Here is a 22702-nt window from a genome sequence, read left to right on the forward strand (position 1 = left end):
TTTGTGCGCATGGAAAACAACCCGCAGAGGCATCGTGTGGTCATCGTGGGCGCGGGCTTCGGTGGACTTCAGGCCGCCAGCAAGCTGCGGAAGTCTCCCGTCGAGGTGACGGTGCTCGACCGGTACAACCACCACCTGTTCCAGCCGCTGCTCTACCAGGTGGCCACCGCCGTCCTCAGCCCGGGTGACATCTCCGCCCCCATCCGCCAGGTGCTGCGCGGCCGTAACACCACCGTGCTGCTCGCCGAGGCCAGCTCCATCGACCTGCAGCGCAAGGTGGTCGTCTGTGACGGCGGCGACATTCCCTACGACTCCCTGGTGCTCGCCACCGGCGCCACGCACTCGTACTTCGGTCATCCGGAGTGGGCCCGGTTCGCCCCCGGCCTCAAGACCATCGACGACGCGAGGGCCATCCGCGAGCGCGTGCTGCTGGCCCTCGAGGCCGCCGAGAGGGATCCCGACCCCGAGCGCCGGCGCGAGTGGCTCACCTTCGTCATCATCGGCGCCGGCCCCACCGGCGTGGAGCTGGCCGGTGCTCTGGCGTACATGACCCGGCACTCCCTGCCGCGGGACTTCCGCCGCGTCGACATCTCCCAGGCTCGCGTCATCCTCCTGGAGGGACTCCCCCGCGTCCTCAACGCCTATCCCGAGGTGCTATCGAAGAGGGCGCGTGTGGACCTCGAGAAGCTCGGCGTGGATGTGCGCACCGGAGCCATGGTCACCGGCGTGGACGAGCTGGGCGTCTCCGTCGGCGACACCCGCATCCCCGCGCGCACGGTGCTCTGGGGCGCGGGCGTGGCCGCTTCACCCCTGGCCCGCACGCTCGGCGTGCCGCTCGACAAGGCTGGCCGGGTGAAGGTGGAGCCCACGCTCACCGTTCCCGGCCACGAGGACGTCTTCGTGATTGGCGATCTCGCCTCGCTGATACAGGACGGCAAGCCGGTGCCCGGTATCGCTCCCGCGGCCATGCAGATGGGCCGGCACGTGGCGAAGAACATCCGCCGCCGCATCGCGGGCCAGCCGCTGGAGCCGTTCCGCTACCATGACAAGGGCTCCTTCGCCGTCATCGGCCGCGGCTCCGCGATCGGCGTGCTCTACGACAAGATCCGCCTGAGCGGGAAGCCCGCCTGGTTGATGTGGCTGGGCATCCACATCACCTTCCTCATCGGCTTCCGCAACAAGCTGACCGTGATGTTCGACTGGGCCTACACGTACCTCACCAAACGGCGTGACGTGCGGCTCATCACGGGTCTGCATGCGGGGAAGCTCCCGCCCCTCCAGCCTGGCCCGGCGCTTCCTGTCTCCGAGGCCCACGGCGACGAGCACCCCGGGGTTGGGATGGCGCGGTCCGAGTCCGAGCCGACGCACGTGCACTGAGGGTCAGACCCTCTCCCCCTGGGAGAGGGACGGGGTGAGGGTATACGGGTCCCGGGTTGCTCCCCGTGTGACGCAGGTGCACCGGGAGGACGAAATACCCTCACCCTAGCCCTCTCCCGGAGGGAGAGGGGACATGCACGGGCCCAAAAAGGCGCTACAGTCACTCGCTCGTTTCCGCAGCGATGATCCAGCTCCGCGCCGTCAACCACCACTTCGGTGAGCACCACGTCCTCCAGGGGCTCGACCTCTCCCTCTCCGAGCGCCGCGTCGCCGTGGTGGGCTCCAATGGTTCCGGCAAGAGCACCTTCGCCCGTCTCCTCAACGGACTCCTCGTTCCCGACCAGGGACAGGTGCTCGTGGAGGGGCTCGATACCCGCAAGGATGCTCGCGCCATCCGCCGCAAGGTGGGCTTCGTCTTCCAGAACCCCGACAACCAGATCGTCCTCCCCACCGTCGAGGAGGACGTCGCCTTCGGGTTGAAGAACCTCCGTCTCCCCGCGGCCGACATCTCCGAGCGCGTCACCTCCATCCTTCGCCGCTACGGCCTGGAGGGCTTCCGCCACCACCCCGCCCACCTCCTCAGCGGCGGCCAGAAGCAGCTCCTCGCGCTCTCTTCCGTGCTCGTCATGGAGCCCCGCTACGTCGTCTTCGACGAGCCCACCACGCTCCTCGACCTGCGCAACAAGCGCCGTCTCGCCCAGGCCATCCACGACATGCCCCAGACGGCCATCGTCGTCTCGCACGACCTGGAGCTGCTGCGCGACTTCGACCGCGTGCTCGTCTTCGACCAGGGCCGCATCGTCCTCGATGACGTTCCCTCCGTCGCCCTCGACGCCTACGTCCGGATGATGGCGTGAGCCTCGGCCTCTACCTCCACCGGGACTCGCCCCTCCACGCCCTCCCCGCGGGCGCCAAGATGCTCGCGCTGCTCGCGGCCGGCACCGGGCTGCTGCTCTTCCGCTCCCTGCCCGTCGTCTCCGCCGCGCTCGTCGTCACGCTCGGCCTCTACGGGCTCGCGCGCCTGCGCCCGCGCGAGGTCGCTCCCGTCCTCCGGCTCTCCGCCTTCGTGCTCGGCCCGCTCTTCCTCCTGCAGGCGTGGCTGTCCGGCTGGGAGCTCGCGCTGGGGACCGTGCTGCGGCTCGCCGTGCTGTTGCTGCTCGCCACGCTCGTCTCCCTCACGACGCGCGCCTCGGATATGCTCGAGTCCCTGCAGCGCGCCTTCCGTCCCCTGGCCCGCTTCGGGCTGAGTCCCGCGCGCCTGGGCCTGCTGCTCTCCCTCACCCTGCGCTTCATCCCCCTGCTGGCCACCTGGCTGCGTGAAATCCAGGAGGCCCAGCGCGTGCGCGGCCTGGAACGCAATCCCCTGGCCGTGCTCGTCCCGCTGCTCGTCAAGACACTCCGCACCGCCGACACGCTCGCCGACGCCATCGACGCGCGCTGCTTCGACCCCGAGGAACCCTCGTGAAGACCCGCGACCTCGTCCACGTCGCCCTGTTCGCCGCCATCATGGCCGCGCTCGGGCTCATGCCTCCCCTCGCGCTGCCCTTCGTCCCCGTCCCCATCACCGCGCAGACGCTCGGGGTGATGCTCGCCGGCTCCACGCTCGGTGCGCGCAAGGCGGGCCTGTCCCTGCTGCTCTTCCACCTGCTCGTGGCCGCGGGGCTGCCCCTGCTCGCTGGCGGCAATGGCGGGCTCGCCGTCTACGTGGGGCCCACCGGTGGCTTCTTCGTGGGCTTCTTGCCCGGGGCCTTCGTCATCGGCTGGCTCACCGAGCGCGCCTGGTCGCGCCTCTCGGTGCCGCTCGCCTTCGCCATCAACGTGCTCGGTGGCATCGGCGTCCTCTACGCCGTGGGCATTCCGTGGCTCTCCGTGGCCGCGCACCTGCCGCTCGCGAAGGCCGCGCTGGGCTCGCTCGCCTTCGTCCCCGGCGACTGCGTGAAGGCGGCCGTGGCCGCCTCCGTCGCCGTCACCCTCAAGCGCGCCTGGCCCCTCATCCAGCCGCCCCGGCCCGCCGGGGCTACCTCGGCGCCCCCGTCATCGACTCCAGCAGCTTCACCAGCGCCTTCTTCTCCTCGTCGGTGAGCTCCAGCGGCTTGATGGTGATGGACACCATGCCCGCGTAGTTGCCCACGGGCTCGCCGCCCTTGTCGTACAGGTCGATGACGTCCTCGAGCGTCCGCAGCTCCCCGGTGTGCATGTACGGCGCCGTCAGAGCCACGTTGCGCAGGGTGGGCGTCTTGTAGGCGCCCTCCAGCTCCGCGCCCTTCTGCTTCACGTCGCTGCTCAACCGCTGCAGCCGTCCGGACTCGACGCTGCCGACGGCCGCGTCGCTGTAGGGCCCCGCCGAGTTGAAGGTCCACGTGAGCAGCGTGTCGGCCGCCGCCATCACGCCGCGCTGGCTGTCGCTCTGGTCCTTCACCCCGATGTTGTGGAACTGGTCGTCGCTCAGCATCGGGCCCTTGTGGCACGCGGCGCACTGGCCCTTGCGCACGAAGGTCTTCAGCCCCAGGTACGCGGGGTCCTTCTCGGCCGTGCCCGCCTCCACCGCGGAGAGGAAGCGGATGACGTCCTGATCGAAGGGCGCGTCGGTGCGGTTCACCGTGCGCTCGTACGCGGCGATGACCTTGCCGAAGTTGGCCAGCAGCTGCTCGTCGCTCTCCTCCTCCGAGGGCAGCTTGCCGAAGAGGCCGCGGTAGTCCTCCGCGTAGGCCTCGGACAGGCGGGCGCGCAGGATGTCGGCGCTGGAGTTCATCTCGATGGGGCTCAGCAGCGGCAGCAGCGCCTGGTTCCACAGCCGGTCCGCGAGTCCGTCCCACATGAACCAGGTGCTGTAGCCCGCGTTCAGGATGGAGGGCGGGTTGCGCCCGGTGCGCTTGCCGTCGCAGCCCTCCGCCACCGGCGTGTCCACCGTGCGGCCCTCGCCGTCGTGGCAGCTCTTGCAGGAGATGGTGCCGCAGCGCGACAGGCCCGGGTCATCGAAGAGCCGGTGGCCCAGCGCCGCCGCCACCTCGCTGTCCCCGTACTTGTTCGTCGCGTCCTTCGGCGGGTTGCGCGTGGGGCTGTGCAGGCTCTGGAGCAGCTCGAGCTCGTCGAGGTTGGGGAACGGCTCCTCGGGCTCCGTGCACGACAGGCCCAGGGCGCCCGCGAGGGCTCCCGCCAGCATCCAGCGACGCAAGGGTTGACGACTCATGCGAGCACTGTAACCCCGGAATACCGGGCGGGGCCATGGCCCCTCGGAGAGGGTGGGTCGCTCCCCGGGTGAGGCTTCCCCGCGCGCTCAGTCCGCCTCGCCGGTGACGAAGGACGCGCCCACGAGCAACCGGACGACGGGGATGTCCACGGCGGTGCCCATGCCGGGCCCTCCGAGGAAGTAGAGATCCAACCCCTTCAGGGCGTGCTTGCGGACCCCCAGCAGCACCTCGCCGCTGGGCCTGCCTCCCTGGAGCGGCAGGTTCACCAGCACGCTGAGCTCGGGCCGGGTGGAGGTGCCGTTCTCCCCGCGCGAGGTGACGGTGGCGCCCACGCGCAGCTCGCTGCCCACCACGTCCTGCGCGCGCTGCGACAGCGGCGACAGGTCATACCGGGGGCGCAGCAGGGCCCCCACCTCGGCGCCCACCTGGTAGCCCTCGCCCTGGAGGCTCGCCTGCACCCGGGGGTTCACCGCGAACGAGTCCCGCGCGAGCAGCGCCTCGCTGCCCATCGGAAGTCCGGCCGCGAGCTCCACGCCCAGGTTCAGCGGCGCGCCGTTCTTCACCTGGAGCGGAGCCGCGCGCACCGACACCCAGGGCGTGCCCATTCCGCGGCCCTCGGGCGGGGTGATGCCCCGGAAGGAGTCTCCCTGCTGGTCCACGATATAGGGCAGCTGCGCTCCGAGCTGCAGCCAGGGCAGCACGCCGACGGCGGCGGTGACGTGCCCGGTGAGCCTGTTCTGCACCAGGCCCATGGAGTGGACCACCGGGTCCCACGTCCTGGCGAAGTTGAGGGGCAGGTGCTCGAAGTGCGCCTGCAGCGACACCCGGACGACGCCTGGATCCAACGTGCGGCCAGTGCCCACCACCAGCGAGCCCAGTCCGGACGGCTCGAGTTGCAGCCGCTCCAGCTCGAAGGTGGGCAGGGGTTGGGTGTTCTGGGCCACGGCGAGGCCGGGCACGAGCAGGAGGCAGAGCAGGAGTCTTCGGGCCAAGGGCTACTCGGTTCGTATGGAGTTCGGACGCCGCCCGGCCGCGGGAGTGTCCGTCATGGGCGCGACATTCTGGGGCAGTTCTTCCCGCTCGCAAGAGGCATTCCCATCAGGGCCGGTGGAAGCGCGGGGTTGTCACACTTCGCGTGAGGGGAGGCGGGCGTGGCCGGGGACGTGATAAGGAGTGGGGTCGAAACAGGCCTTCTTCCTGGGTCTGATGCGAGAGCTGACAGGCCGGGGAGGCCGCTCAGGTGAAGCTGCTGCTGGTTGAGGACTCGCGCTCCGTCGCCGCCTTTCTCGAGCAGATCCTCCGGCGTGAGCCGGACATCGAGCTGTTGCCGCAGGTGACGGATGGCCGCGACGCCGTGGCCGCTGTGCGGCGGTGGAATCCGCAGCTGGTGCTGATGGACCTGGTGCTGCCGGGGATGGACGGGGTGGACGCCATCGCGGAGATCATGGCCACGGCGCCCTGTCCCATCGTGGTGCTCAGCGGGCAGCTGGACACGCCCGGGAGGGACCGGACGTTCGAGTCGCTGAGGGCGGGAGCGGTGGACGTGCTGGCCAAGCCCACGGCGGGGGGGCTGGACGCGGTGAAGGAATTCCGGGAGCGGCTGTTGCGCACGGTGCGGGTGATGGCGCACGCGCGGGTGGTGGGGCGCAGGCGCACGCCGCCGAGCATTCCGGTGACGCAGGTGGCGCGGCCCGTGTCCTCGCTGTCCGAGGGGAAGTCGTGCGCGCTGCTGGCGATAGGAGGCTCCACGGGGGCGCCGCCGCTGGTGTACGAGTTGCTGCGCGCGTTGCCATCGCCGGCGCCGTTCCCGGTGGTGGTGGCGCAGCACATCATCCGCGGCTTCGAGCCGAGCTTCGCGCGCTGGCTGGGGGGGACGGGACACCGGACGGTGGTGGCGATGGGAGGGGAGTGGTTGGGGCCCGGGTCGGTGTTCGTGTCGCCGGCGGACCGGGACCTGGTGGTGAGAGGGGGCCGATTGCAGACGCAGCCGGCGAGGGGCGTGGCGGTGCCCTCGGTGGATGCGCTCTTCGAGAGCGTGGCGGGATTCCACGGCTCGCGGGCGGTGGGGCTGTTGCTGACGGGGATGGGCGAGGACGGGGCGAAGGGGCTGCTGGCGATGCACCGGGCCGGAGCGCTCACGGTGGCGCAGGACGGTGCGAGCTGCGTGGTGGACGGGATGCCGGGAGCGGCGAGGGCGATGGGGGCGGCGAGTCAGATCCTCACCCCCTCGGAGATGACGGCGCTGCTGATCTCCCTGGCCCGGAGCTCCGCGCCCTTCCCTCCCTCTCCCTCCGGGAGGGGGTCGGGGTGAGGGTCTGAACTCCGAGCAGGCCCCCTGCCTCGGCAGGATGTGGACCTCCCGGTCGCGAGCCGGACGAACTGGTCCGATTGTCGGACCAGTTGCTCCCGAGCGCGCCCGGGACCTCCTCTGACAGGATTGACCTCACCTGGCCTGGTGGAGGTCGGATCTCACCGGAACGAGTCCACGATGTAGACTCCAGCCCCTGAAAATTCGAGTACGGCCATCCCAGGCTTCGATTCGGGCAATTTCTTGAGTTGGCCGTGCGCGAGCCTCGCCACCGCGCAGATCGGGATGGTGTCCCCGTCCGGTGGCTTCGCTTCGTAATACCGGACGACGACCTGCGGGCCACCTGTCCAGACCCGTCCGTAGAGCCGGGTGGGTGATTCGAGGAGTCCGAGGTCATCGTTCAACATGCTCTCGACAGGTCCCTCGTACAGGGTGATGGGGCTGGTGTCGGTCTGGTTCACGTCGAGCTCAACGGAGGTCGAGTCCCCCACTCGCAGACGCAGAATCCGCATGGTCTTGAGAGCTTCTTCCGGGCACTTCTCCGGTCCGGGGCTGCCGTCTGGCCGCAGGAGCACGCCCCCCGAAAGGCAGCCCGAGGTCGAGAGAATCAGGGCTACAACCACCAGTGGTAGCAGTGCTCTGGTCGAAGGCATGGCTGGCGCTCTTACTCACGGATAAGACGACGATCTAGAAGAACATGGGTCTCCAGCAGGCCATCATGGCGGTACAACTCCACGGTCAGGTCGCAAGGACCCTCTCGTGAAGTGAATGCGCTCTTGTCCACGACGAGAGCAAGGGAACCGGATGCGCCCGGGCCAAGCTCGTCCCAATCTTTCTGTAGCGCGAACGGTTTCGCCTCTCCGAACAATACGGGCGCCTTCTCCCCTGGCCGAGTGGTCAGTAGACGCGCCTCTGACAGGCTCCAGGGCCGGGTCGGGTCACTGTTCGTCACATGGAACAAGACCGCTGCCTTGGCCTTGCCGGTGAGTACGGTGGCTTCAATGGTCGCCCCCTTGTTCTTGAAGTACCAGCGCTTCCGGGCACGAAGCGGCGTGAACTTCAATGAGCCTTTCGCCAGGAATCTGGCGAGTGCATGGTCTTCGGTGTCTTCCTTCCAATGACGTCTGTTTGCTTCCTCGAGATGCTGTGCCCGGGTACGTGCGTCCTTCAGCTGCGCTCGGAGGGCCTCCTGGGTCTCTGGATCGAGGAACACATTCACTTGTTGGTCGGGCTGCTCCCATTCCGTCTTCCCGATTGCTGTCAGGGTGAACGGTAGTTCCTTTCCGTCCGCGAGCGTCACCAGGAGGAGGAAGCGATCCTCGGGCTCGAGGTCCTGGAGCGGCACGACGAGCACCGACTTTCCGGCGCAATGTACGGGCTCGAAGCGACCTTCCCAGCCCAGCATCTTCGTCCGCTCCGGGTCACAGGGCTGCTGGAACCGGAGCACGGTGACCACCTGCCCCGTGACGTACACCCGCTTCGCTTCGTCCTTCGGATCGTCCCGAACGTAGACGTTTCGCACGTTGGGTTCACGCACCCTGGCAACGGCTGCTGACGCCATGAGGAGAAGCAGCAGGGGAGGATGACGAAGCAGGAACTTCCACATCGGCACAACCTCTCGGAATGGGTTGCATGCACCCGGCCGGGCACGTCCGGGTCGACGAGCACGCTCCGCATACGACATTTCAGGTCATATTTTGATGCCGACTTACGCGGTCGTGTCTACAGTGCCCCGCGCATGGGAAACGATCCACGGCAGAGGACGGAGCGGACGCGGAAGCTCCCGAGGGGAGAGGCGGACAACGCGGAGCCCGAGCGCGAGGAATTGCCCCTGTCCTTCTATGAGCGACTGGCGGAGGCCTCCGTCGACGAGAAGCTGGTGCTGGCGCGCGAGGCCGCCATGCACCCCGGCTTCGACGAGGAGGATGCCTTCGAGGTGGGCAGCCGCGTCGAGGAGGCGCTCGACGCGGCGGGCCGGTACGAGGAGCTCGAGGGGCTGCTCGATGCCTGGAAGGAGCGGGTCCCGCGCGTGCACGACGCGGAGCCGGCGGTGCGTACCTGGCGCACGGAGCTGGCCCTGCGTCTGCCCGGCCGGGACGTGAAGGGGGCGCTCACCGCGCTGGCTCGCGAGACGGGGGATGCCACCCTGGTGATGCGGCTCGCCGAGTGGTGTCTCTACCAGGGCCGCATCGAGGAGGCGCTCGCCGGCCTGCTGGAGGCGTGGCCCCAGGTGCGCGAGGACGAGACGCTCGCCGAGTGGACGCGCGTCGACTACGTGTCGCGCTCGGTGCTCACGTGCATGGACGTGGCGCTGCGCGAGACGCCGGACCTGTCCCTGGAGGCGTTGAACGAGCGCCTGTCGGTCTTCGCCAGGGCGGTGCCGCACTGGGTGGGACGAGCGCTGGCGCTGCGCACCGGCCGGGAGCCCTGGAAGCGTCGCACCCAGCAGTTCCTGCTCAACATGTCCCCGGAGGAGTTCTTCGACGAGCAGCGGGCGCTGCTGCTGTCCTTCGAGCCGGAGCTGCGCGTGCGGCGGAGCTGGCCGTGGGGTCGCCCGCAGCTCGTCTTCCCGGAGCTCTTCCACCTGCTGCCCGGTCCCTTCGGCTACCAGGGGGTGATGAATCGCGCCATGCACGTGCTGCTGCCCGTGCCGGGTGACCTGGAGCACTGGGTGCGCTCCATCCCCGATGAGCGCAGCCTGCACCCGCACGTGCACGGGGCCACGGCCATGGCGTTGCGCCCGTGGGGCGAGTACCTGCACCGGCTCGGCCTGGTGAGCGACTCGGAGCTGGCGGAGTGGTGGGAGCGCGTCTGGGAGGTGCTCGCGTCCCTGCCTGAGCAGCTCACGGTGTCCAACGACCCCGAGCTCGTGGAGGAGTCCCACCGGTGCCTGCGAGGAGGTTGGCCCCATGGCTGAGCGGGACACGCGGGAGCTGGTGCACCAGCTCCTGGAGCACACCCGCCTCGTGCCCTCCCGGTTGCGCGCGGACATCCTCGCGCGTGGCTCCGAGGCCGTGGAGCCGCTGCTGGCGCTCCTGGGGGACGAGTCGTTGGCCAGGGACGAGGCGCCGGGGGGCGGGTACGCGCCCGTGCACGCGGCGGAGCTGCTGTCGGAGCTCCGGGCTCCCGAGGCCCTCGGGCCCCTGGTGCGGCGGCTCCTGCTCACCCGGCCCGGGGAGGTTCTCCATGACGCGCTGCTCTACGCGCTGGAGGACCTGGGGCCTGCGGTGGCTCCCCTCGCGCTGGAGGCGCTCGCCGAGGCCCGGACCCTGGATGCGCGTCTCGGACAGCTCTCCGTGCTGGCCCACAGCGGCGCGCGGGACGAGCGCATCTTCGAGGCGCTCCTCGAGCTGCTCCGGGAGGACCCCGGTCAGGGCGCGTTGGCGCTGGCGCGCTACGGAGAGCCGCGGGCCCTCGAGCCCTTGATGCATGCCTTCGATGCGTGTCCCTTGGACGAGGACGTGGAGGACCTGTTCGCCAACCAGGCCCTCATCGAGCTGGAGAGTGCCATCGTGAAGCTCGGCGGGACGCTCGACGCGGCCCGGCGCGAGAAGCTCGAGCGGGCCCGGAGCTCGCGGCGGTGGCTCGGCGGGATGTTGTGGCGGATGCTCGACTCGATGTCCCCACTCCCGGAGCCTCCCGGGCGTGACGATCCCTGCTGGTGCGGCAGCGGGTTGAGGTACGAGGAGTGCCACCTGGGCCGCGACTCCCGATAAGGTCCGCTCCCTTGAAAGACGCTCGTGGGGTGCCCGGGCCGAGGAGCGCTCCGTTGCCCGCTACCGCACGAGCGGGCACGCGGGCGGTTGCGAGGAGCTGACGAGGCCGGTGGACTCCGCGCGGGAGGCACGTGAGGCGATGAGCGACGAGCAGAGCTGGAGGCCGGCGGAAGGTGGGAGCACGTTGGGGCTGGAGGGCGCGGAGGGCGGCACCATCGTCCGGGACGAGGAGCACCCGGCGGGGTTGCGGCTCACCCTGGAGGAGGACCTCTCGCGCTCGTTCCACGCGCTGACGTGCGGGATTTCAGGGTGGCTGGTGCACCGCCGCTACTTCGGGAGCGAGCCGGAAGCCGCGGCGGCCTGGGACGAGATGAAGCCGGCCCTGGTGGAGCTGGCGATGCAGCTCCCGGCGGCGGGGCCGAAGGGATTGGACCCAGCCACGCGCGAGGCAGGCGTGAAGCTGGGTGCCTTCCTCGCGCGTTTCCCCTGAGGTCCGGCCGGCTAGTACGTACCGCCGAGCTGCAGCAGGGCCTGGTAGCGCCCGTTGCCGATGTTGTTGTCGACGGGGGCGAAGTCCTGCTCGAACGGGATGTTGTAGTTCACCCGTGCGTCCGCGGTGAGCAGCCTGCCGATGTTGTAGCGCAGGCCCACGCCGGCGGGCACGTACCCGCTGGTGTCATCCTGGAAGCCGAACACCTGGCCGGCGCCGCGCACGTTGAAGTGCTCGATGCCGATGCCGCCCATCACGTAGGGCTGCAGCCGGGTGGGGGTGAGTCCCAGGGTGACGGCCGCCTGGGCGCCGTTGCGCACGATGTCCGCGCCATCCGCCGCGCCGCCCGGTCCCGCCAGGTCGATGTCGTTCAGGCCGCCGCTGTAGCCCAGCTCCAGGCCGAGGATCTTCGAGGGCTTCACACCCACGGTGGCACCATAGGCGAAGCCCGGGTTCAGCTCGGGTGCGAGCTGGCCGGTGTAGCCGTCGGTGCCTCCGCCCAGCAGGACGTAGAGGCCCGTGTCGGCCCCTCTCTCCACGGTCCGGTATACCGGCCGCGGCTCGTCCTGCCCCGCCTGCCCGGAGCCGCCGTACGGCTGTTTCCAACTGTCGTCTCCCGCGAGTGCCGCGCCGCTCCACAGCGCCGCGACACATAAACCCATCCGGATGACGGACTTCATGGTGATGGACTCCTTTCGAGTGTCCGCTGGCAAGCTGGGGTTGGGGCTCGGAGGGTGGCAATGGTTCGGAGCAAGGGGTCCGGTTCCCCGCCTGGAGCCCGGCGGACGGTGGGAGAGGGGCGGGCAGGGGGAATAAGGGAAGGACTCGGGAGCCCGTCCGCGCTCCGCGGCCCGTCACGTGGGCGCGGATGACCTGGCATGTCAGGGAGGGAGGGCAGACTGCGTCTGGTGCGCCGTTCCTTCCCAGGGAGTCCCCATGTTCCGCCAGACCGGACAGCTTCCGTTCACCGAGCCGGACACGGCCTGTCTCCACTTCCCGAGCCCCTTCTGGAGCCGGAACCCAGGACGGGACTCCCCTCCCGTCGTGCAGGGGGTGCCGTCGTTCCTGTCACCGGCGCCTCCTCGCTCCGAGGGCGAGGCCCTGCTGCGGCGCATCTTCTCACGGGGTGAGGTGGTGTAAGCAGTGCGTACACACCCCTCCCCGGCTTCCGGGAGTTGCGAGCGCCTGCCCGTCTGGCCGCACCGCGTCGAGTTCCGGGTTTGCTCCCGGACTGTCGGGCATGGCACATGTTGGCTGGAATGCGGCGAGACAGGGTGCACGGCCTGCTGAGGCTGGCGATCGCGTTGGTGATGGGCCTGGGCGGGCCCGCGCTCGCGTTGGATCCCACCCGTCGCGTCACGCAGTACAGCCACGATTTCTGGAAGGACGAGGACGGGTTGCCGCAGAACACCGTCTTCGCGCTGGCGCAGACGCGGGATGGCTACCTGTGGGGCGGCACGTGGGAGGGTCTGGTCCGCTTCGACGGCGTGCACTTCACCACCTACGACAAGCACAACACGCCGGAGCTGCGCGACGAGGTCATCCGCGCGCTCGCCGAGGACGCGGCGGGCACGCTGTGGGTGGGCACGGTGCGGGGGCTCGTCGCGTACCGGGAGGGCCGCTTCGAGCGCGTGGACGTGGAGTCGGGGCCGGGCGAGGTGGAGGTGCGCGCGCTCGCGCCCGGTGCGGACGGCAGCCTGTGGGTGGGCGTGGACGAGGGCCTCTTCCGCCTCGAGGGCGGTCGGGCGCGGCACTACGGCACCGAGCAGGGCCTGCCCGACGAGCGGGTGCGGGCGGTGCTGGTGGACCATGGGGGCACCACGTGGGTGGGAACGGCCCGCGGCTTGGTGCGCCTGTCCGAGGGCGGGCTGGAGCCGGTGCGTCTGCCGACGGGGCCTCCGGGCCGCTCGTCGGTGCGGGCGCTGTTCGAGTCCCATGACAAGTCGGTGTGGATCGGCACGGAGGAGGGGCTGATCCGCCTGCACGAGGGCCGGGCCCGGCTCTTCACCACGCGCGACGGGCTGCCGGCCAACAAGGTCATCTCCCTGGTGGAGGACCGTCACGGCAACCTGTGGGTGGGCACGGATGGGGGCGGGCTGGCGCGCTGGTCGGGCGAGACCTTCGCGGTGCTCGGCTCGAAGGAGGGCCTGTCCAGCGCCAGCGTGTCCTCGCTGCTGGAGGACCGCGAGGGCACCCTCTGGGTGGGGACGATGACGGGCGGGCTCAACCGGCTGCGCGACGGCACCTTCGTGTCCTTCGGCCAGCCCGAGGGCATCCCGGACGAGCTGACCTCGGTGGTGATGGAGGACCGGCAGGGCGCGCTGTGGGTGGGCACCTTCTCGGGCGGGCTGGCGCGGATGAAGGACGGGGTGACCACCGTCTTCGGCCCGGAGCAGGGGCTGCCGCAGGGCAACGTGCGCGCGCTCGCCGAGGACCGGGAGGGCACGCTGTGGGTGGGCACCACCGGGGGCGCCTTCCGCTACGACGGCCAGCGCTTCACCCGGGTGGGCGAGGAGCAGGGGCTGACGGGCGAGGTCCTCTTCTCCCTCTTCGTCGACTCGCGAGGGGACGTGTGGTTTGGCACCCTCAAGGGACTGAGCCGCCTGCGCGCGGGTACCTTCACGCACTTCGGTCCGGAGCGCGGGGGCCCGGACCAGCCCGTCGTCTCCGTCGCCGAGGACTCCGAGGGCTCGCTCTGGTTCGGCTCCTTCTCGGGGCTGTACCGGCTGTCGGGCGACACCTTCACGCGCTACACGACGGCGGACGGGCTGACGGGCAACCGGGTGCTGGACGTGTACGCGGACCCCCGGGGTGGCCTGTGGGTGGGGACGAGCAAGGGCCTCACCCTGCTGAGGGGCGGGCGCTTCACCCGCTTCACCACGGCGCAGGGGCTCTACGACGACGCCGTCTTCCGCATCCTCGAGGACGCGGAGGGGCACCTGTGGATGAGCTGCAACAAGGGCATCTCCCGGCTGTCGCGGCGCGAGCTGGAGGAGGTGGCCCAGGGCCAGCGCACCTCGGTGGAGCCCCTCATCTTCGACCGGCGCGACGGCATGCGCAGCTCCGAGTGCAACGGGGCCATGTTCCCCGCGGGGTGGCGCTCGAGGGACGGGCGGCTGTGGTTCCCCACGCTGCGGGGCGTGGTGGCGGTGGAGCCGTCGGAGGTGGTGGTGCGCCGGCCGCCCGCGGAGCCGCGCCTGGAGGAGGTGCGAGTGCAGGGCAAGCCGCGTCCGGTGCCGGCCTCTGGCGGGCTGGTGTTGCAGCCGGGACAGCGGGACGTGGAGTTCCGCTTCACCGCGCTGTCGCTGGGAGACTCCACGCGGGTGCCCATCCGCTACCAGCTGGAGGGCTACGACAATGAGTGGGTGGACGCGGAGGATCGGCGCGCCGTCTCGTACACGCACCTGCCGCCGGGGGACTACCGCTTCGTGGTGACGGCCGCCAACCGGGACGGGGTGTGGATGGAGCCCGGCGCGGTGGTGGAGCTGACGCTCATTCCGCTCTTCTACCAGACGCGGTGGTTCTACTCCCTGTGCGTGCTGGGGGTGGTGGCTCTGGGCGGGTACGCGCTGAAGGCGGTCCGGCTCAAGAGGCGCGAGCGCTGGCTGGAGGCGCGCGTGGAGGAGCGCACGCGTGAGCTGGCGGCCGCCAACCGCGAGCTGGACGAGAACCTGCGGGCGTTGCGTCAGGCCCAGTCGCAGCTGGTGCAGGCGGGGAAGATGGCGGCGGTGGGCACGCTGGCGGCGGGCGTGGGACACGAAATCAACAATCCGCTGGCCTACATCGTCTCCAACCTGGAGTTCGCGAGCACGGAGGCGGCGGCGCTGGGCAGGGAGCTGCCCGCGCAGGCGCCGGGCCGCAAGCGGCTGGAGGACATGGATCGGGCGCTGCGCGAGGCCTGGCACGGGGCGGACCGGGTGCGGCGCATCGTGAGGGACTTGAAGACGTTCTCCCGGGGCGACGAGGAGGCCCGCGGGCCGGTGGACCTGAACGCGGTGCTGGACTCGGCGGCGAAGCTGGCGGGCAACGAGCTGACCCCGCGGGCCCGGCTGGAGAAGGAGTACGCGGACTCCGCGTGGGTGGACGGCAACGAGTCGCGGCTGGCACAGGTCTTCCTCAACCTCATCATCAACGCGGCGCAGGCGCTGCCCGAGGGGCAGGCGGCGCGCAACGAGGTGAGGCTGGTGACGCGGCGGGAGGGGGAGCGGGTGGTGGCGGAGGTACGGGACACCGGGTGTGGGATTCCGCCCGAGGTCCTGGGTCGCATCTTCGACCCCTTCTTCACCACCAAGCCGGTGGGTGTGGGTACGGGGTTGGGGCTGGCGCTGTGTCATCGCTACATCACTGCGATGGGGGGAGAGATCACCGTGGAGAGTGAGCCGGGCAAGGGGACGGTGGTTCGTGTGACACTGAAGGTGGCGGTGGCGCCCGTGGCCCAGCCCCAGCAGGGAGTACGTCCGGTGCAACAAGAGCAGGAGGGTGCGCGTGTGCGTGGCCGAGTGATGATCGTGGACGACGATGTGATGGTGAGCTCGGCGGTGAGGCGCACGCTGGCGCGCGAGCACGACGTGGAGGTGGTGACGAACTCGCGCCAGGCGTTGGAGCTGCTCAAGGGCCCGAAGGGGCAGCAGCTGGACGTGATTCTGTGCGACCTGATGATGCCGGACCTGACGGGGATGGACCTGCACGCCGAGCTGACGGCGGCGGCGCCCGAGGTGGCCCGGCGGATGGTGTTCCTCACCGGAGGGGCGTTCACGCCGGCGGCGAGGGCCTTCATGGATCAGGTGCAGAACGCGCGGGTGGACAAGCCGTTCGATCCGCAGAAGCTGCGCGAGCAGGTGCGCGACTGGGTGGCCAAGGCGCGCACCGTGGAGCCGGGCCAGGCGGCCTGAGAGGGCGCCTGCCGGTCAGGTGGCGCCGGGGCTGTGCTCGACGACGACCCGGCGGCGTGTGTCTGCCCGGTCGATGATGGCGCCGGAGGCCTCGGCGGAGAAGGCCTCGAAGTGGACCTTCTCGCGGGGCCACTGGTGGAGGAGGGAGGCTTCGCGCACGGCGCGCATGAGGCCGGCGGGGCCGCAGCAGTAGAGGCGGGTGCCGCCGGTGCGCGTGGCGAGCAGGGCCTTCACGTCGAGCCCGCGGGCGGGGTCCCCCCCATCATGGTGGAGGGTGACGTGGCCGGCGAAGGCGGAGGAGAGCCGGGCGCGGAAGGCGGTGCGCTCGGGCGAGCGGGTGCAGTAGTGCAGGTGCCAGGGGATGTGCTGACGCCGCAGGGCATAGGCCATGGAGAGCAGCGGGGTGATGCCGATGCCACCCGCCACGAGCACATAGCGACGTGCGTACAGCAGCGGGAAGTCGCAGTGCGGGAAGCTGGTGGTGAGCACGTCGCCCTCGCGCACCAGCTCGTGCATGGCGCGGGAGCCGCCGCGGCCGTGGTCATCTCGTTGGACGGCGATGACGTAGCGGTGGTGGGTGTCCTCCGGGTCGTTGCAGAGCGAGTACTGCCGCAGGAAACCACCGGGGACGTGGACGTCCAGGTGGGAGCCGGCCTCGAAGGGCGGCAGGCGGCCGCCGTTGGAGGCAACGAGCTCATAGGAGAAGATGCCCTCGGCTTCGGGCGTGATGCGCCGCACGCGCAGGCGCAGGGTGTCAGTGGCCACGATGTTTCCCCCCCTCGACTTCAGGGCCAGACCGGGTCCATGGAAGGATCCGGTCCGACCGTCGGGAGGATGGGCAGTGCATTCCGGGGCGGCAATGCACCTGGGGGCTTGCCCATAGGTGGTAGGTGGACACCGACGGATTCATCCGTTTCATCTGGAGAACCAGGGAACGCAGCCCTGGCGCGATACAGAGGAGCGAAGCTGTCGGGCCGGTAACAGGGCGAGAGGGAGAGGAGGTACGAGGGCAACCCCCTCCCTCTCCCTCCGGGAGAGGGGTCGGGGGTGAGAGTAGGCGAGCCCTGGGTTGAACCCGTGTGCGCTCCCTCTCCCTCTGGGAGAGGGCTGGGGTGAGGGTCGTCCCGATTTCCACCCGTGCACCCCTCCCCACCGAGCAACCAGCCCCAGCACACTCGCCGGGGAACACTGCCACCCCTTGCACGCGGTCCCACCTTGAAAGGGAGCCCGCCGAGAGGAGGCACGTCGATGTCGGTTGCGCGCACGGCCCTGCTGCTGGTCCTGCTGATGAGCACGCTGGCCCCACTCGCGAAGGCCCAACCGAGGGAACCACCGCCGCCGCCGGCCCCAACGCCCACGGTCCCCATCGTCGCGAGAGGAGAGAGAACGCTCCGTGTGGAAGGACTGGGAGAGGTGAAGGTGGAGCCGGACGAGGCCTTCATGGACCTGGGGATGGAGACGCTGGCGCCGACGGCGAAGGCGGCGGCGGAGGAGAACGCGAGGAAGATGGAGAAGGTGGTGGGGGCGCTGGTGAAGGCGGGGATACCGCGGGAGGAGATCGAGACGCGCAACTACACGGTGTCGCCGGAGTACCAGCCGCCGACGAGGGCGGACGAGGCGCCGAAGCTGAAGGGGTACCGGGTGAGCAACACGGTGGAGGTGCACGTGCGCGAGCTGGCGCGGGTGGGGCCGCTGCTGGACACGGCGTTGAACGCGGGGGCGAACCGGGTGGAGTCGGTGCGGTTCGGGCTGAGCAAGCCGGAGGTGGCGCAGGGGGAGGCGTTGAGGAACGCGGTGGAGAGGGCGAGACAATCAGCGCAGGTGTTGGCGTCGTCGCTGGGGGTGAGACTGGGACCGGTGCTGGACGCGAGCACGGTGACGGAGCCGCAGCGCCCCATCCCGGTGGTGACGCGCTTCGAGATGGCGAGCGCCGCGGGAGCGCGGGACGCGACGACGCCCATCCAGCCGCAGGAGCAGACGATTCAAGCGACGGTGACGCTCGTCTTCGCCATCGAGCAGGGGCCTGGCCGTTAGGGCAGGGGAAAGCCCCGGGGGCGAGAGGACCACCGGGGCTTCGTGTGTGACTCGGTGTCAGCGAGGCAGGTCGGCGGCGCGGCGCGCGGCGTTCCAGGTGCCGGAGATGTTGGGAGGCAGCTCGCTGTCGATCTTCTCGGCCAGCCGCTCGGTGATCTGCGAGTGGATGGAGGCGAAGACGACGTGGAGGACGAGGCGGACGTTCTCTGCCTCGATCTGCATGCGCTCGGCGATGTCGAGGTAGAAGTCGTCCTTGTCGAACTTCTGAGCGGGAGCGCTACGGTCCTTCCAACCGCGTTCGAAGAGCCTGCGGAGCCCCTCGGGGAACTGCTCTTTCAATTCCTGTACGAGCCCACCGGGGAGCCGCTCGCAGAGCGCGCTCATCACGGCATCGGCCGCCTCGGACGGGGAGTACTCGGGGACCTCGCGGTTGATGCGCGCGAGGAAGGACTCCACGCTCGTTCCTACACCTTCACCAGACCAGGACTCCGTCTCCTGATTGTGCATCATGGCCATGGGTGTGTCCGCCTCCTTTCCCTGTCAGGTTGGTGACGTCGGACCCGGGCGGCAGCAGGCGGGGGCCGGAGCGGGTCCCATGGCAGGAGAGCGGGTGACCGGGCTCAGGGAGAGGGCTTGGAGGCCCTGGAGCCCTTGCTGGCGTACAGGTCGATGACCTCGGAGAGGGAGCGCTGGCAGACGGAGCAGAAGGGGACGCGGTCGCGGGTGAACATGACGCAGTCGAGCTGGGGCCGGTAGTAGCCGCGGGCCTCGTACATGGCGCCCTCGAAGGCACCGACCTTGCCGGAGTACTGCTGCTGGGAGAGGAAGGGCTCCTCCCAGTCGCGCTGGGCGGTGAAGAGGGCATCCATCTCCGATTCGGGGCGGCGCTCGGCGCGGATGCGGCGGCGCTGCTCGAGCACCTTGCGCGCATGCTCCTCGTACTCGTCCTTCTTCCACGGAGTGGGCAGGGGGGTGCTGGCGGCGACCAGGTCCTTCCACTTGAGGCGGGAGGGGTCTTTCAGCGCGGTGACGTTCTTCTCCCAGGGCTCCACGCGGTCCTCGGCGGGGGCATAGGCGGAGTCGGAGGTGTAGTACTCGTCGGCGAGGCCGGCGAAGTGGTGGCCGAACTCGTGGACGAAGACATAGGGGGACCAGAGGTTGTCGGCGGCGACGGTGCTGTAGAGGCCGAAGATGCCGCCGCCGCCATAGGTGTTGCCGTTGACGAGGATCTCGACGAACTCGTAGGGGGCGAACGCGGCGAGGTCGCGGAAGCGGCGGTTCTCGAAGGTGAGGACGTAGCGCTCGCTGCCGAAGGCGTCATAGGTGGCGCCGACGGGGGAGTCGCGGTGGATGCCGGTGGAAGGCCGGGAGATGCCGGACTGACGGGAGGCGGGCATGAGGCCCCAGACGTTGAAGTCCGACTTGCGCTCCTTGAAGGGAGAGAAGGTGAAGAGGATGTCGACGAGCCGCCGCGCGTCCTTCTCGAAGCGGGGGCGCTCCTTCTCGGTGTAGCCGTCGCCGAGGATGAGCAGGTCCACCTTGTCGGCGGGAGGGCCGTTCTCGAGCAGCTTCACGAGGGGGCCTGGAGCACCGGGGTTGGACGGGTCGACGAACATGTCCTTGGGGTCGACGGTGAGGCTCCACACCTCGCGGAAGGAGTTGTCCTTGGCGCGCTTCTTGAGGATGACCTGGACGGGCCTGGCCGGGGAGGGGAAGCGGAGGGACTCGTGGAAGGTGCGGTTCACCTCGCGGGCCTCGGGAGTGGTCTCCCACTCGCCGTAGATGGAGGCGAAGCCGCGAGAGTAGAGCATGCGGTTGGTGTCGAGGTCGCGCACCTCGAAGAGGTACTTGCCGAGGTTGGTCTCGTCGATGGAGCGGGAGGGATTACCGGGCCAGGGCAGGGGTTCCACGACGAGGCGGTCGAGGCTGAAGCGCTCCTCGGAGGCGTTGCCGGTGTGGAAGTAGTCGACGCGGAAGGTGGCGGGAGCGGGAGTGCTCGCGGCCAGCAGCAGGGCCAGCAGGACGTTCATGGCCGGGAACGTACCCGAGACTGAGTCAGAACGTCCCCGAGGAGCGCCCGCCGAGCTCCGGGAAGCGCTCGTAGGCCCTCAGGAGCGCGTCGAGGTGCGCAGGGTGGTCGAGATCGAGCGGCGCGTCCGTGCCAATGTCATTCTGCGCGGTCGGCATTTTGGCATCAGTCCATGACGACGACGTTGAGATTGCGATCCACGCGCTCCGGCGCCGACAGCGGTCAGAACGTCCCCGAGAGCGAGGCACCCGCGCCATTGGGCGTGGCGGTGACGCCCACCGAGACAGGCGGGGGCTCGGGCGAGAGGAGGTAGAGCACGGCCCCGGTGGCGAGCGCTGCGCCCGAGCCGATGAGCAGACCATTGAGGATGTTGGCCTTCTGCCCGAGCCTGCCGAGGATCTCCTTGCCGACCGTGTCGTTGGCGTCGACCTTGTTGTTGGCGTTGATGTGGGGCTGGAGCGCCTGCCAGTCCGGCTCCGCGGCGATCCGCACGACGCCAGCGCCCGCCAAGCTGGCGACGCCCACGCCCAGCACGACGTAGGAGACGGCGCGCAGGGGACGCACGGAGCCTGACTTCGCCTCCTTCGTGTCGTCCGCAGCGGAGGCGCTCGGTTCCGCGGCGGCGGCCCAGGGCGGCTGGATGTTGGAGCTGAGCACCACGACGCTGGGCTGCGTCTTTCCGGTGGTGACGTAGTCGACCAGCGCGGTGAGGGACTCGGCCGGAGCGTCGAGCCCCTGCGTCTTGAATCCACCCTCGCGCAGCTTCTGGCCGCCCTCCACGTTGAGCACGGTGGCGGCGAGCCACTTGGGGCCGCTGCTCGCCCGCTCCAGCCTCACGACGATGACCTCCTCCACGCCCAGGGTGCCGCCCATGCGGACGGCGTGCGAGAGCACCTTGTCGTCATCGTCGCCGGAGGCGAGGCAGGGAAAGGGGCTGGCCGAGATGGAGCCCTCGTACGCCAGGTCCACGAGCACCGGCGTCTCCTCGCCCTGCACCGGAATCTGCCGGGGGAAGCTGACGGCCTCGCCATTCTTGAGGGCCAGCTCGTAGGTGCCGGCGGGGACCTCCAGGCTCAGCGGGGTCTGCCCCATGCTCCGGCCATCGAGGAAGACCTCGGAGGCGGGCAGGGTGGACTTCACCGAGAGCTTCACCTTCTTCGCCTTGACCAGCTCCTTGCGCAGCTTCTCGAAGGCCTGGCGCGTGGATGGCGTGTACTGGTCCGGGTCGAGCGTGTACTGCGCATCCAACCGCAGCACGTTGCGGAAGGCGTCATCGCTCTCCTTCACGCGGTTCATGGCGCGGGAGTTGAGGGCCTGGAGGAGCTGGGCCTCGACGTACAGCTTCCAGCGGGCCTCGCCCACCGGGAGACGGGCCACCTGCTTGAGGACCTCCTCGAGCCCCTGGGCCGCCCGGGCGTAGCGCGCCTCGTAGAACTGTCCCTGCGCGGCGTCGAGCTGCCGCTTGATGTCCTCGAAGCTGCCGGAGGGCATGGGGAACAGCCGCTCGGTGAAGGCCGCCGCGGAGAGGACGTCCTCGCCCGGACGGGCCATCAGCGCGGTGTAGAAGGCCTTGGTCTGACTGCTCAGCTCCGCGTCCTTGCAGTCACCGCTGGCCACCACCACGCGGCGCGGAGCCGCTCCCGCCGCGCCACTGAGCGCGAGGGCGAGTACCACCATCATCTTCTTCATGTCGTTCCTCGAAGCGTTGAAAGTTCGTGCGCCGTGCGCGGGGTGCTACGGGTAGTTCCATCCCCAGGAGCTCAGCACCGGGTTGCCCACCAGGTCCGTCACACCGTTCAGCTGGAGCTGGGCGGGCCCGGAGGGCGGCAGCCCGTAGCGCGTCCTCACCGTCAGGACCTTGCCATCGGAGGACAGCTCGGCCTGCACCTGCTGTCCCAGCTCGTTGACCCACAGCCGCACCGTGTCGGCATTCACCGTGGAGGGCTCGAGGGGCTCGGAGAACTCGGCCTGGATGATCGAGTCCCGCGCCACGGAGGAGCCGGGAGCCGGTTTGCGTTGCGCGATGGCGGGGGCTGTCCGGTCCAGCACCACCGTCCGAGAGGGGCTGACCAGGAGCTCGCCCCGGTCGATGGCCTGGAGCTGGAGCTCGTGAGCCCCCTCCGTCAGCGTCCGCGTGTCCCAGGTGTACGCATCCGGCGGCTCCAGGCGCGCCTCGCTCCTTCCGTCGACGAGCAGCTCGATCAGGTTGGGGGTGACCCCCTGCAGACCGACCGACACGCTCACGTCGGGGCCCCGGGTGTGGACCGGTCCTTCACCGCTGTCGCCCTGGATGACGAGGTTCACTTCACGTGGAGCTGTTTCCACCTCGGGTACGACGATGCAGCCCGCCGTGAGGACGGCGAGGAGCGGACTGAGGGGTCTGGCGAGATTCATGATTGTGGGGTGGTTTGCACGGCCCGTTCCGTCGGTCGCCGGGCGAACGGCCTCGAAATACCAGCCGCCGCGCCATGCCCACAACCCACCCTCGGGGACGCGAAAAGGCCCTCATTCCAGGGACTTGGGCGGGTACCAGCCTCCCTACCCATGACGGTGGTTCTTCCTCCGGTCCGGTTCCGTGTCCTCTCGGGGGCCCCACCGCCGTCCCGCCCGATGGACGACCCATCCCGGGTTCCGGAGCTGGCCGGAGCCTCCCGGCGGCTCCCGC

The 22702-nt window shown here is 69.9% G+C and carries 22 protein-coding genes; 11 read left to right on the forward strand and 11 right to left on the reverse strand.

The window, feature by feature from the left end; translation table 11 throughout:
* Nucleotides 1-9 precede the first annotated feature (9 nt).
* From JRI60_RS03155 to JRI60_RS03170, 4 genes are all read left to right on the forward strand, one after another.
* On the forward strand, nt 10-1377 hold the full coding sequence (locus JRI60_RS03155) for an NAD(P)/FAD-dependent oxidoreductase (protein WP_204224390.1): 1368 nt from the start codon (nt 10-12) through the stop codon (nt 1375-1377).
* 182 nt (nt 1378-1559) lie between these two features.
* Nucleotides 1560-2234, forward strand: a complete 675-nt coding sequence (locus tag JRI60_RS03160) for an energy-coupling factor ABC transporter ATP-binding protein (protein WP_204224391.1) — start codon at nt 1560-1562, stop codon at nt 2232-2234.
* Nucleotides 2231-2842 carry an energy-coupling factor transporter transmembrane component T family protein gene (locus tag JRI60_RS03165; RefSeq protein WP_204224392.1) on the forward strand — a complete coding sequence of 204 codons (612 nt, stop codon included), beginning with the start codon at nt 2231-2233 and terminating at the stop codon, nt 2840-2842. The genes JRI60_RS03160 and JRI60_RS03165 overlap by 4 nt, the downstream gene beginning before the upstream one ends.
* Complete coding sequence (locus JRI60_RS03170) at nt 2839-3459, forward strand: biotin transporter BioY (protein ID WP_204224393.1); 621 nt, start codon at nt 2839-2841, stop codon at nt 3457-3459. Before JRI60_RS03165 ends, JRI60_RS03170 begins: the two co-directional genes overlap by 4 nt.
* On the opposite strand, the gene JRI60_RS03175 is transcribed toward JRI60_RS03170, so the two are convergent.
* Entirely contained in the window at nt 3395-4567 is a 1173-nt protein-coding gene (locus JRI60_RS03175) for a cytochrome-c peroxidase (RefSeq protein ID WP_204224394.1), read from the reverse strand. The genes JRI60_RS03170 and JRI60_RS03175 overlap by 65 nt on opposite strands.
* Nucleotides 4568-4654: 87 nt before the next feature.
* Nucleotides 4655-5560 carry a flagellar motor protein MotB gene (locus JRI60_RS03180; RefSeq protein ID WP_204224395.1) on the reverse strand — a complete coding sequence of 302 codons (906 nt, stop codon included), beginning with the start codon at nt 5558-5560 and terminating at the stop codon, nt 4655-4657.
* A gap of 248 nt (nt 5561-5808) precedes the next feature.
* Here JRI60_RS03180 and JRI60_RS03185 point away from each other — a divergent pair, with 248 nt between their 5' ends.
* Complete coding sequence (locus JRI60_RS03185) at nt 5809-6879, forward strand: chemotaxis protein CheB (protein WP_204224396.1); 1071 nt, start codon at nt 5809-5811, stop codon at nt 6877-6879.
* Between the two features lie 158 nt (nt 6880-7037).
* On the opposite strand, the gene JRI60_RS03190 is transcribed toward JRI60_RS03185, so the two are convergent.
* Complete coding sequence (locus JRI60_RS03190) at nt 7038-7529, reverse strand: serine/threonine protein kinase (RefSeq protein ID WP_204224397.1); 492 nt, start codon at nt 7527-7529, stop codon at nt 7038-7040.
* Nucleotides 7530-7540: 11 nt separating this feature from the next.
* Entirely contained in the window at nt 7541-8482 is a 942-nt protein-coding gene (locus JRI60_RS03195) for a DUF2381 family protein (RefSeq protein ID WP_204224398.1), read from the reverse strand.
* 132 nt (nt 8483-8614) lie between these two features.
* Between JRI60_RS03195 and JRI60_RS03200 the strand changes: the two genes are divergently transcribed.
* The 3 genes from JRI60_RS03200 to JRI60_RS03210 all read left to right on the forward strand — a co-directional run bounded on the left by JRI60_RS03200 (nt 8615) and on the right by JRI60_RS03210 (nt 11082).
* Entirely contained in the window at nt 8615-9793 is a 1179-nt protein-coding gene (locus JRI60_RS03200; RefSeq protein WP_204224399.1) for a hypothetical protein, read from the forward strand.
* Nucleotides 9786-10592 carry an SEC-C domain-containing protein gene (locus JRI60_RS03205; RefSeq protein ID WP_204224400.1) on the forward strand — a complete coding sequence of 269 codons (807 nt, stop codon included), beginning with the start codon at nt 9786-9788 and terminating at the stop codon, nt 10590-10592. The genes JRI60_RS03200 and JRI60_RS03205 overlap by 8 nt, the downstream gene beginning before the upstream one ends.
* A gap of 139 nt (nt 10593-10731) precedes the next feature.
* The gene (locus JRI60_RS03210) at nt 10732-11082 is read left to right on the forward strand and encodes a hypothetical protein (RefSeq protein WP_204224401.1); all 351 of its coding nucleotides are present in this window, start codon (nt 10732-10734) and stop codon (nt 11080-11082) included.
* Between the two features lie 11 nt (nt 11083-11093).
* Here the strand turns inward: JRI60_RS03210 and JRI60_RS03215 are convergent, their stop codons facing one another.
* Nucleotides 11094-11744 carry an outer membrane beta-barrel protein gene (locus JRI60_RS03215; protein WP_239470313.1) on the reverse strand — a complete coding sequence of 217 codons (651 nt, stop codon included), beginning with the start codon at nt 11742-11744 and terminating at the stop codon, nt 11094-11096.
* 274 nt (nt 11745-12018) lie between these two features.
* On the opposite strand from JRI60_RS03215, the gene JRI60_RS03220 reads away from it, so the two are divergent.
* Nucleotides 12019-12222, forward strand: coding sequence for a hypothetical protein (locus tag JRI60_RS03220; protein ID WP_204224403.1), 204 nt, complete (start codon nt 12019-12021; stop codon nt 12220-12222).
* A 119-nt stretch (nt 12223-12341) separates the two neighbouring features.
* Nucleotides 12342-15974, forward strand: a complete 3633-nt coding sequence (locus JRI60_RS54330; RefSeq protein WP_204224404.1) for a two-component regulator propeller domain-containing protein — start codon at nt 12342-12344, stop codon at nt 15972-15974.
* 15 nt (nt 15975-15989) lie between these two features.
* Here JRI60_RS54330 and JRI60_RS03230 read toward each other — a convergent pair whose 3' ends face one another.
* The gene (locus tag JRI60_RS03230) at nt 15990-16739 is read right to left on the reverse strand and encodes a ferredoxin reductase (protein ID WP_204224405.1); all 750 of its coding nucleotides are present in this window, start codon (nt 16737-16739) and stop codon (nt 15990-15992) included.
* A gap of 483 nt (nt 16740-17222) precedes the next feature.
* Here JRI60_RS03230 and JRI60_RS03235 point away from each other — a divergent pair, with 483 nt between their 5' ends.
* Nucleotides 17223-18008, forward strand: a complete 786-nt coding sequence (locus JRI60_RS03235) for an SIMPL domain-containing protein (protein WP_204224406.1) — start codon at nt 17223-17225, stop codon at nt 18006-18008.
* Between the two features lie 57 nt (nt 18009-18065).
* Here the strand turns inward: JRI60_RS03235 and JRI60_RS03240 are convergent, their stop codons facing one another.
* The 5 genes from JRI60_RS03240 to JRI60_RS03255 form a co-directional block, all read right to left on the reverse strand.
* On the reverse strand, nt 18066-18524 hold the full coding sequence (locus tag JRI60_RS03240) for a DUF2267 domain-containing protein (protein ID WP_204224407.1): 459 nt from the start codon (nt 18522-18524) through the stop codon (nt 18066-18068).
* 104 nt (nt 18525-18628) lie between these two features.
* Entirely contained in the window at nt 18629-20038 is a 1410-nt protein-coding gene (locus tag JRI60_RS03245; RefSeq protein WP_204224408.1) for an IgA Peptidase M64, read from the reverse strand.
* A 25-nt stretch (nt 20039-20063) separates the two neighbouring features.
* A complete protein-coding gene (locus JRI60_RS52970; protein ID WP_239470314.1) occupies nt 20064-20195 on the reverse strand; it encodes a DUF5953 family protein in 132 nt (43 codons plus the stop codon).
* Nucleotides 20196-20259: 64 nt separating this feature from the next.
* On the reverse strand, nt 20260-21726 hold the full coding sequence (locus JRI60_RS03250) for a PEGA domain-containing protein (RefSeq protein WP_204224409.1): 1467 nt from the start codon (nt 21724-21726) through the stop codon (nt 20260-20262).
* A gap of 45 nt (nt 21727-21771) precedes the next feature.
* Entirely contained in the window at nt 21772-22431 is a 660-nt protein-coding gene (locus JRI60_RS03255; RefSeq protein ID WP_204224410.1) for an Ig-like domain-containing protein, read from the reverse strand.
* Nucleotides 22432-22702 lie beyond the last annotated feature (271 nt).

The organism is Archangium violaceum (genome assembly GCF_016887565.1).
In the GTDB taxonomy this organism is placed as follows: Bacteria; Myxococcota; Myxococcia; order Myxococcales; family Myxococcaceae; genus Archangium; species Archangium violaceum_B.

Excerpts from the sequence above, each read along its gene's own strand:
- JRI60_RS03250 (WP_204224409.1), bottom strand. The coding sequence starts at position 21,726 with ATGAAGAAGATGATGGTGGTACTCGCCCTCGCGCTCAGTGGCGCGGCG.
- JRI60_RS52970 (WP_239470314.1), bottom strand. The coding sequence starts at position 20,195 with ATGCCGACCGCGCAGAATGACATTGGCACGGACGCGCCGCTCGATCTC.
- JRI60_RS03210 (WP_204224401.1), top strand. The coding sequence starts at position 10,732 with ATGAGCGACGAGCAGAGCTGGAGGCCGGCGGAAGGTGGGAGCACGTTG.
- JRI60_RS03240 (WP_204224407.1), bottom strand. The coding sequence starts at position 18,524 with ATGGCCATGATGCACAATCAGGAGACGGAGTCCTGGTCTGGTGAAGGT.
- JRI60_RS03215 (WP_239470313.1), bottom strand. The coding sequence starts at position 11,744 with ATGGGTTTATGTGTCGCGGCGCTGTGGAGCGGCGCGGCACTCGCGGGA.
- JRI60_RS03155 (WP_204224390.1), top strand. The coding sequence starts at position 10 with ATGGAAAACAACCCGCAGAGGCATCGTGTGGTCATCGTGGGCGCGGGC.
- JRI60_RS03175 (WP_204224394.1), bottom strand. The coding sequence starts at position 4,567 with ATGAGTCGTCAACCCTTGCGTCGCTGGATGCTGGCGGGAGCCCTCGCG.
- JRI60_RS54330 (WP_204224404.1), top strand. The coding sequence starts at position 12,342 with ATGCGGCGAGACAGGGTGCACGGCCTGCTGAGGCTGGCGATCGCGTTG.
- JRI60_RS03245 (WP_204224408.1), bottom strand. The coding sequence starts at position 20,038 with ATGAACGTCCTGCTGGCCCTGCTGCTGGCCGCGAGCACTCCCGCTCCC.
- JRI60_RS03220 (WP_204224403.1), top strand. The coding sequence starts at position 12,019 with ATGTTCCGCCAGACCGGACAGCTTCCGTTCACCGAGCCGGACACGGCC.
- JRI60_RS03255 (WP_204224410.1), bottom strand. The coding sequence starts at position 22,431 with ATGAATCTCGCCAGACCCCTCAGTCCGCTCCTCGCCGTCCTCACGGCG.
- JRI60_RS03195 (WP_204224398.1), bottom strand. The coding sequence starts at position 8,482 with ATGTGGAAGTTCCTGCTTCGTCATCCTCCCCTGCTGCTTCTCCTCATG.
- JRI60_RS03190 (WP_204224397.1), bottom strand. The coding sequence starts at position 7,529 with ATGCCTTCGACCAGAGCACTGCTACCACTGGTGGTTGTAGCCCTGATT.
- JRI60_RS03200 (WP_204224399.1), top strand. The coding sequence starts at position 8,615 with ATGGGAAACGATCCACGGCAGAGGACGGAGCGGACGCGGAAGCTCCCG.
- JRI60_RS03205 (WP_204224400.1), top strand. The coding sequence starts at position 9,786 with ATGGCTGAGCGGGACACGCGGGAGCTGGTGCACCAGCTCCTGGAGCAC.
- JRI60_RS03160 (WP_204224391.1), top strand. The coding sequence starts at position 1,560 with ATGATCCAGCTCCGCGCCGTCAACCACCACTTCGGTGAGCACCACGTC.
- JRI60_RS03235 (WP_204224406.1), top strand. The coding sequence starts at position 17,223 with ATGTCGGTTGCGCGCACGGCCCTGCTGCTGGTCCTGCTGATGAGCACG.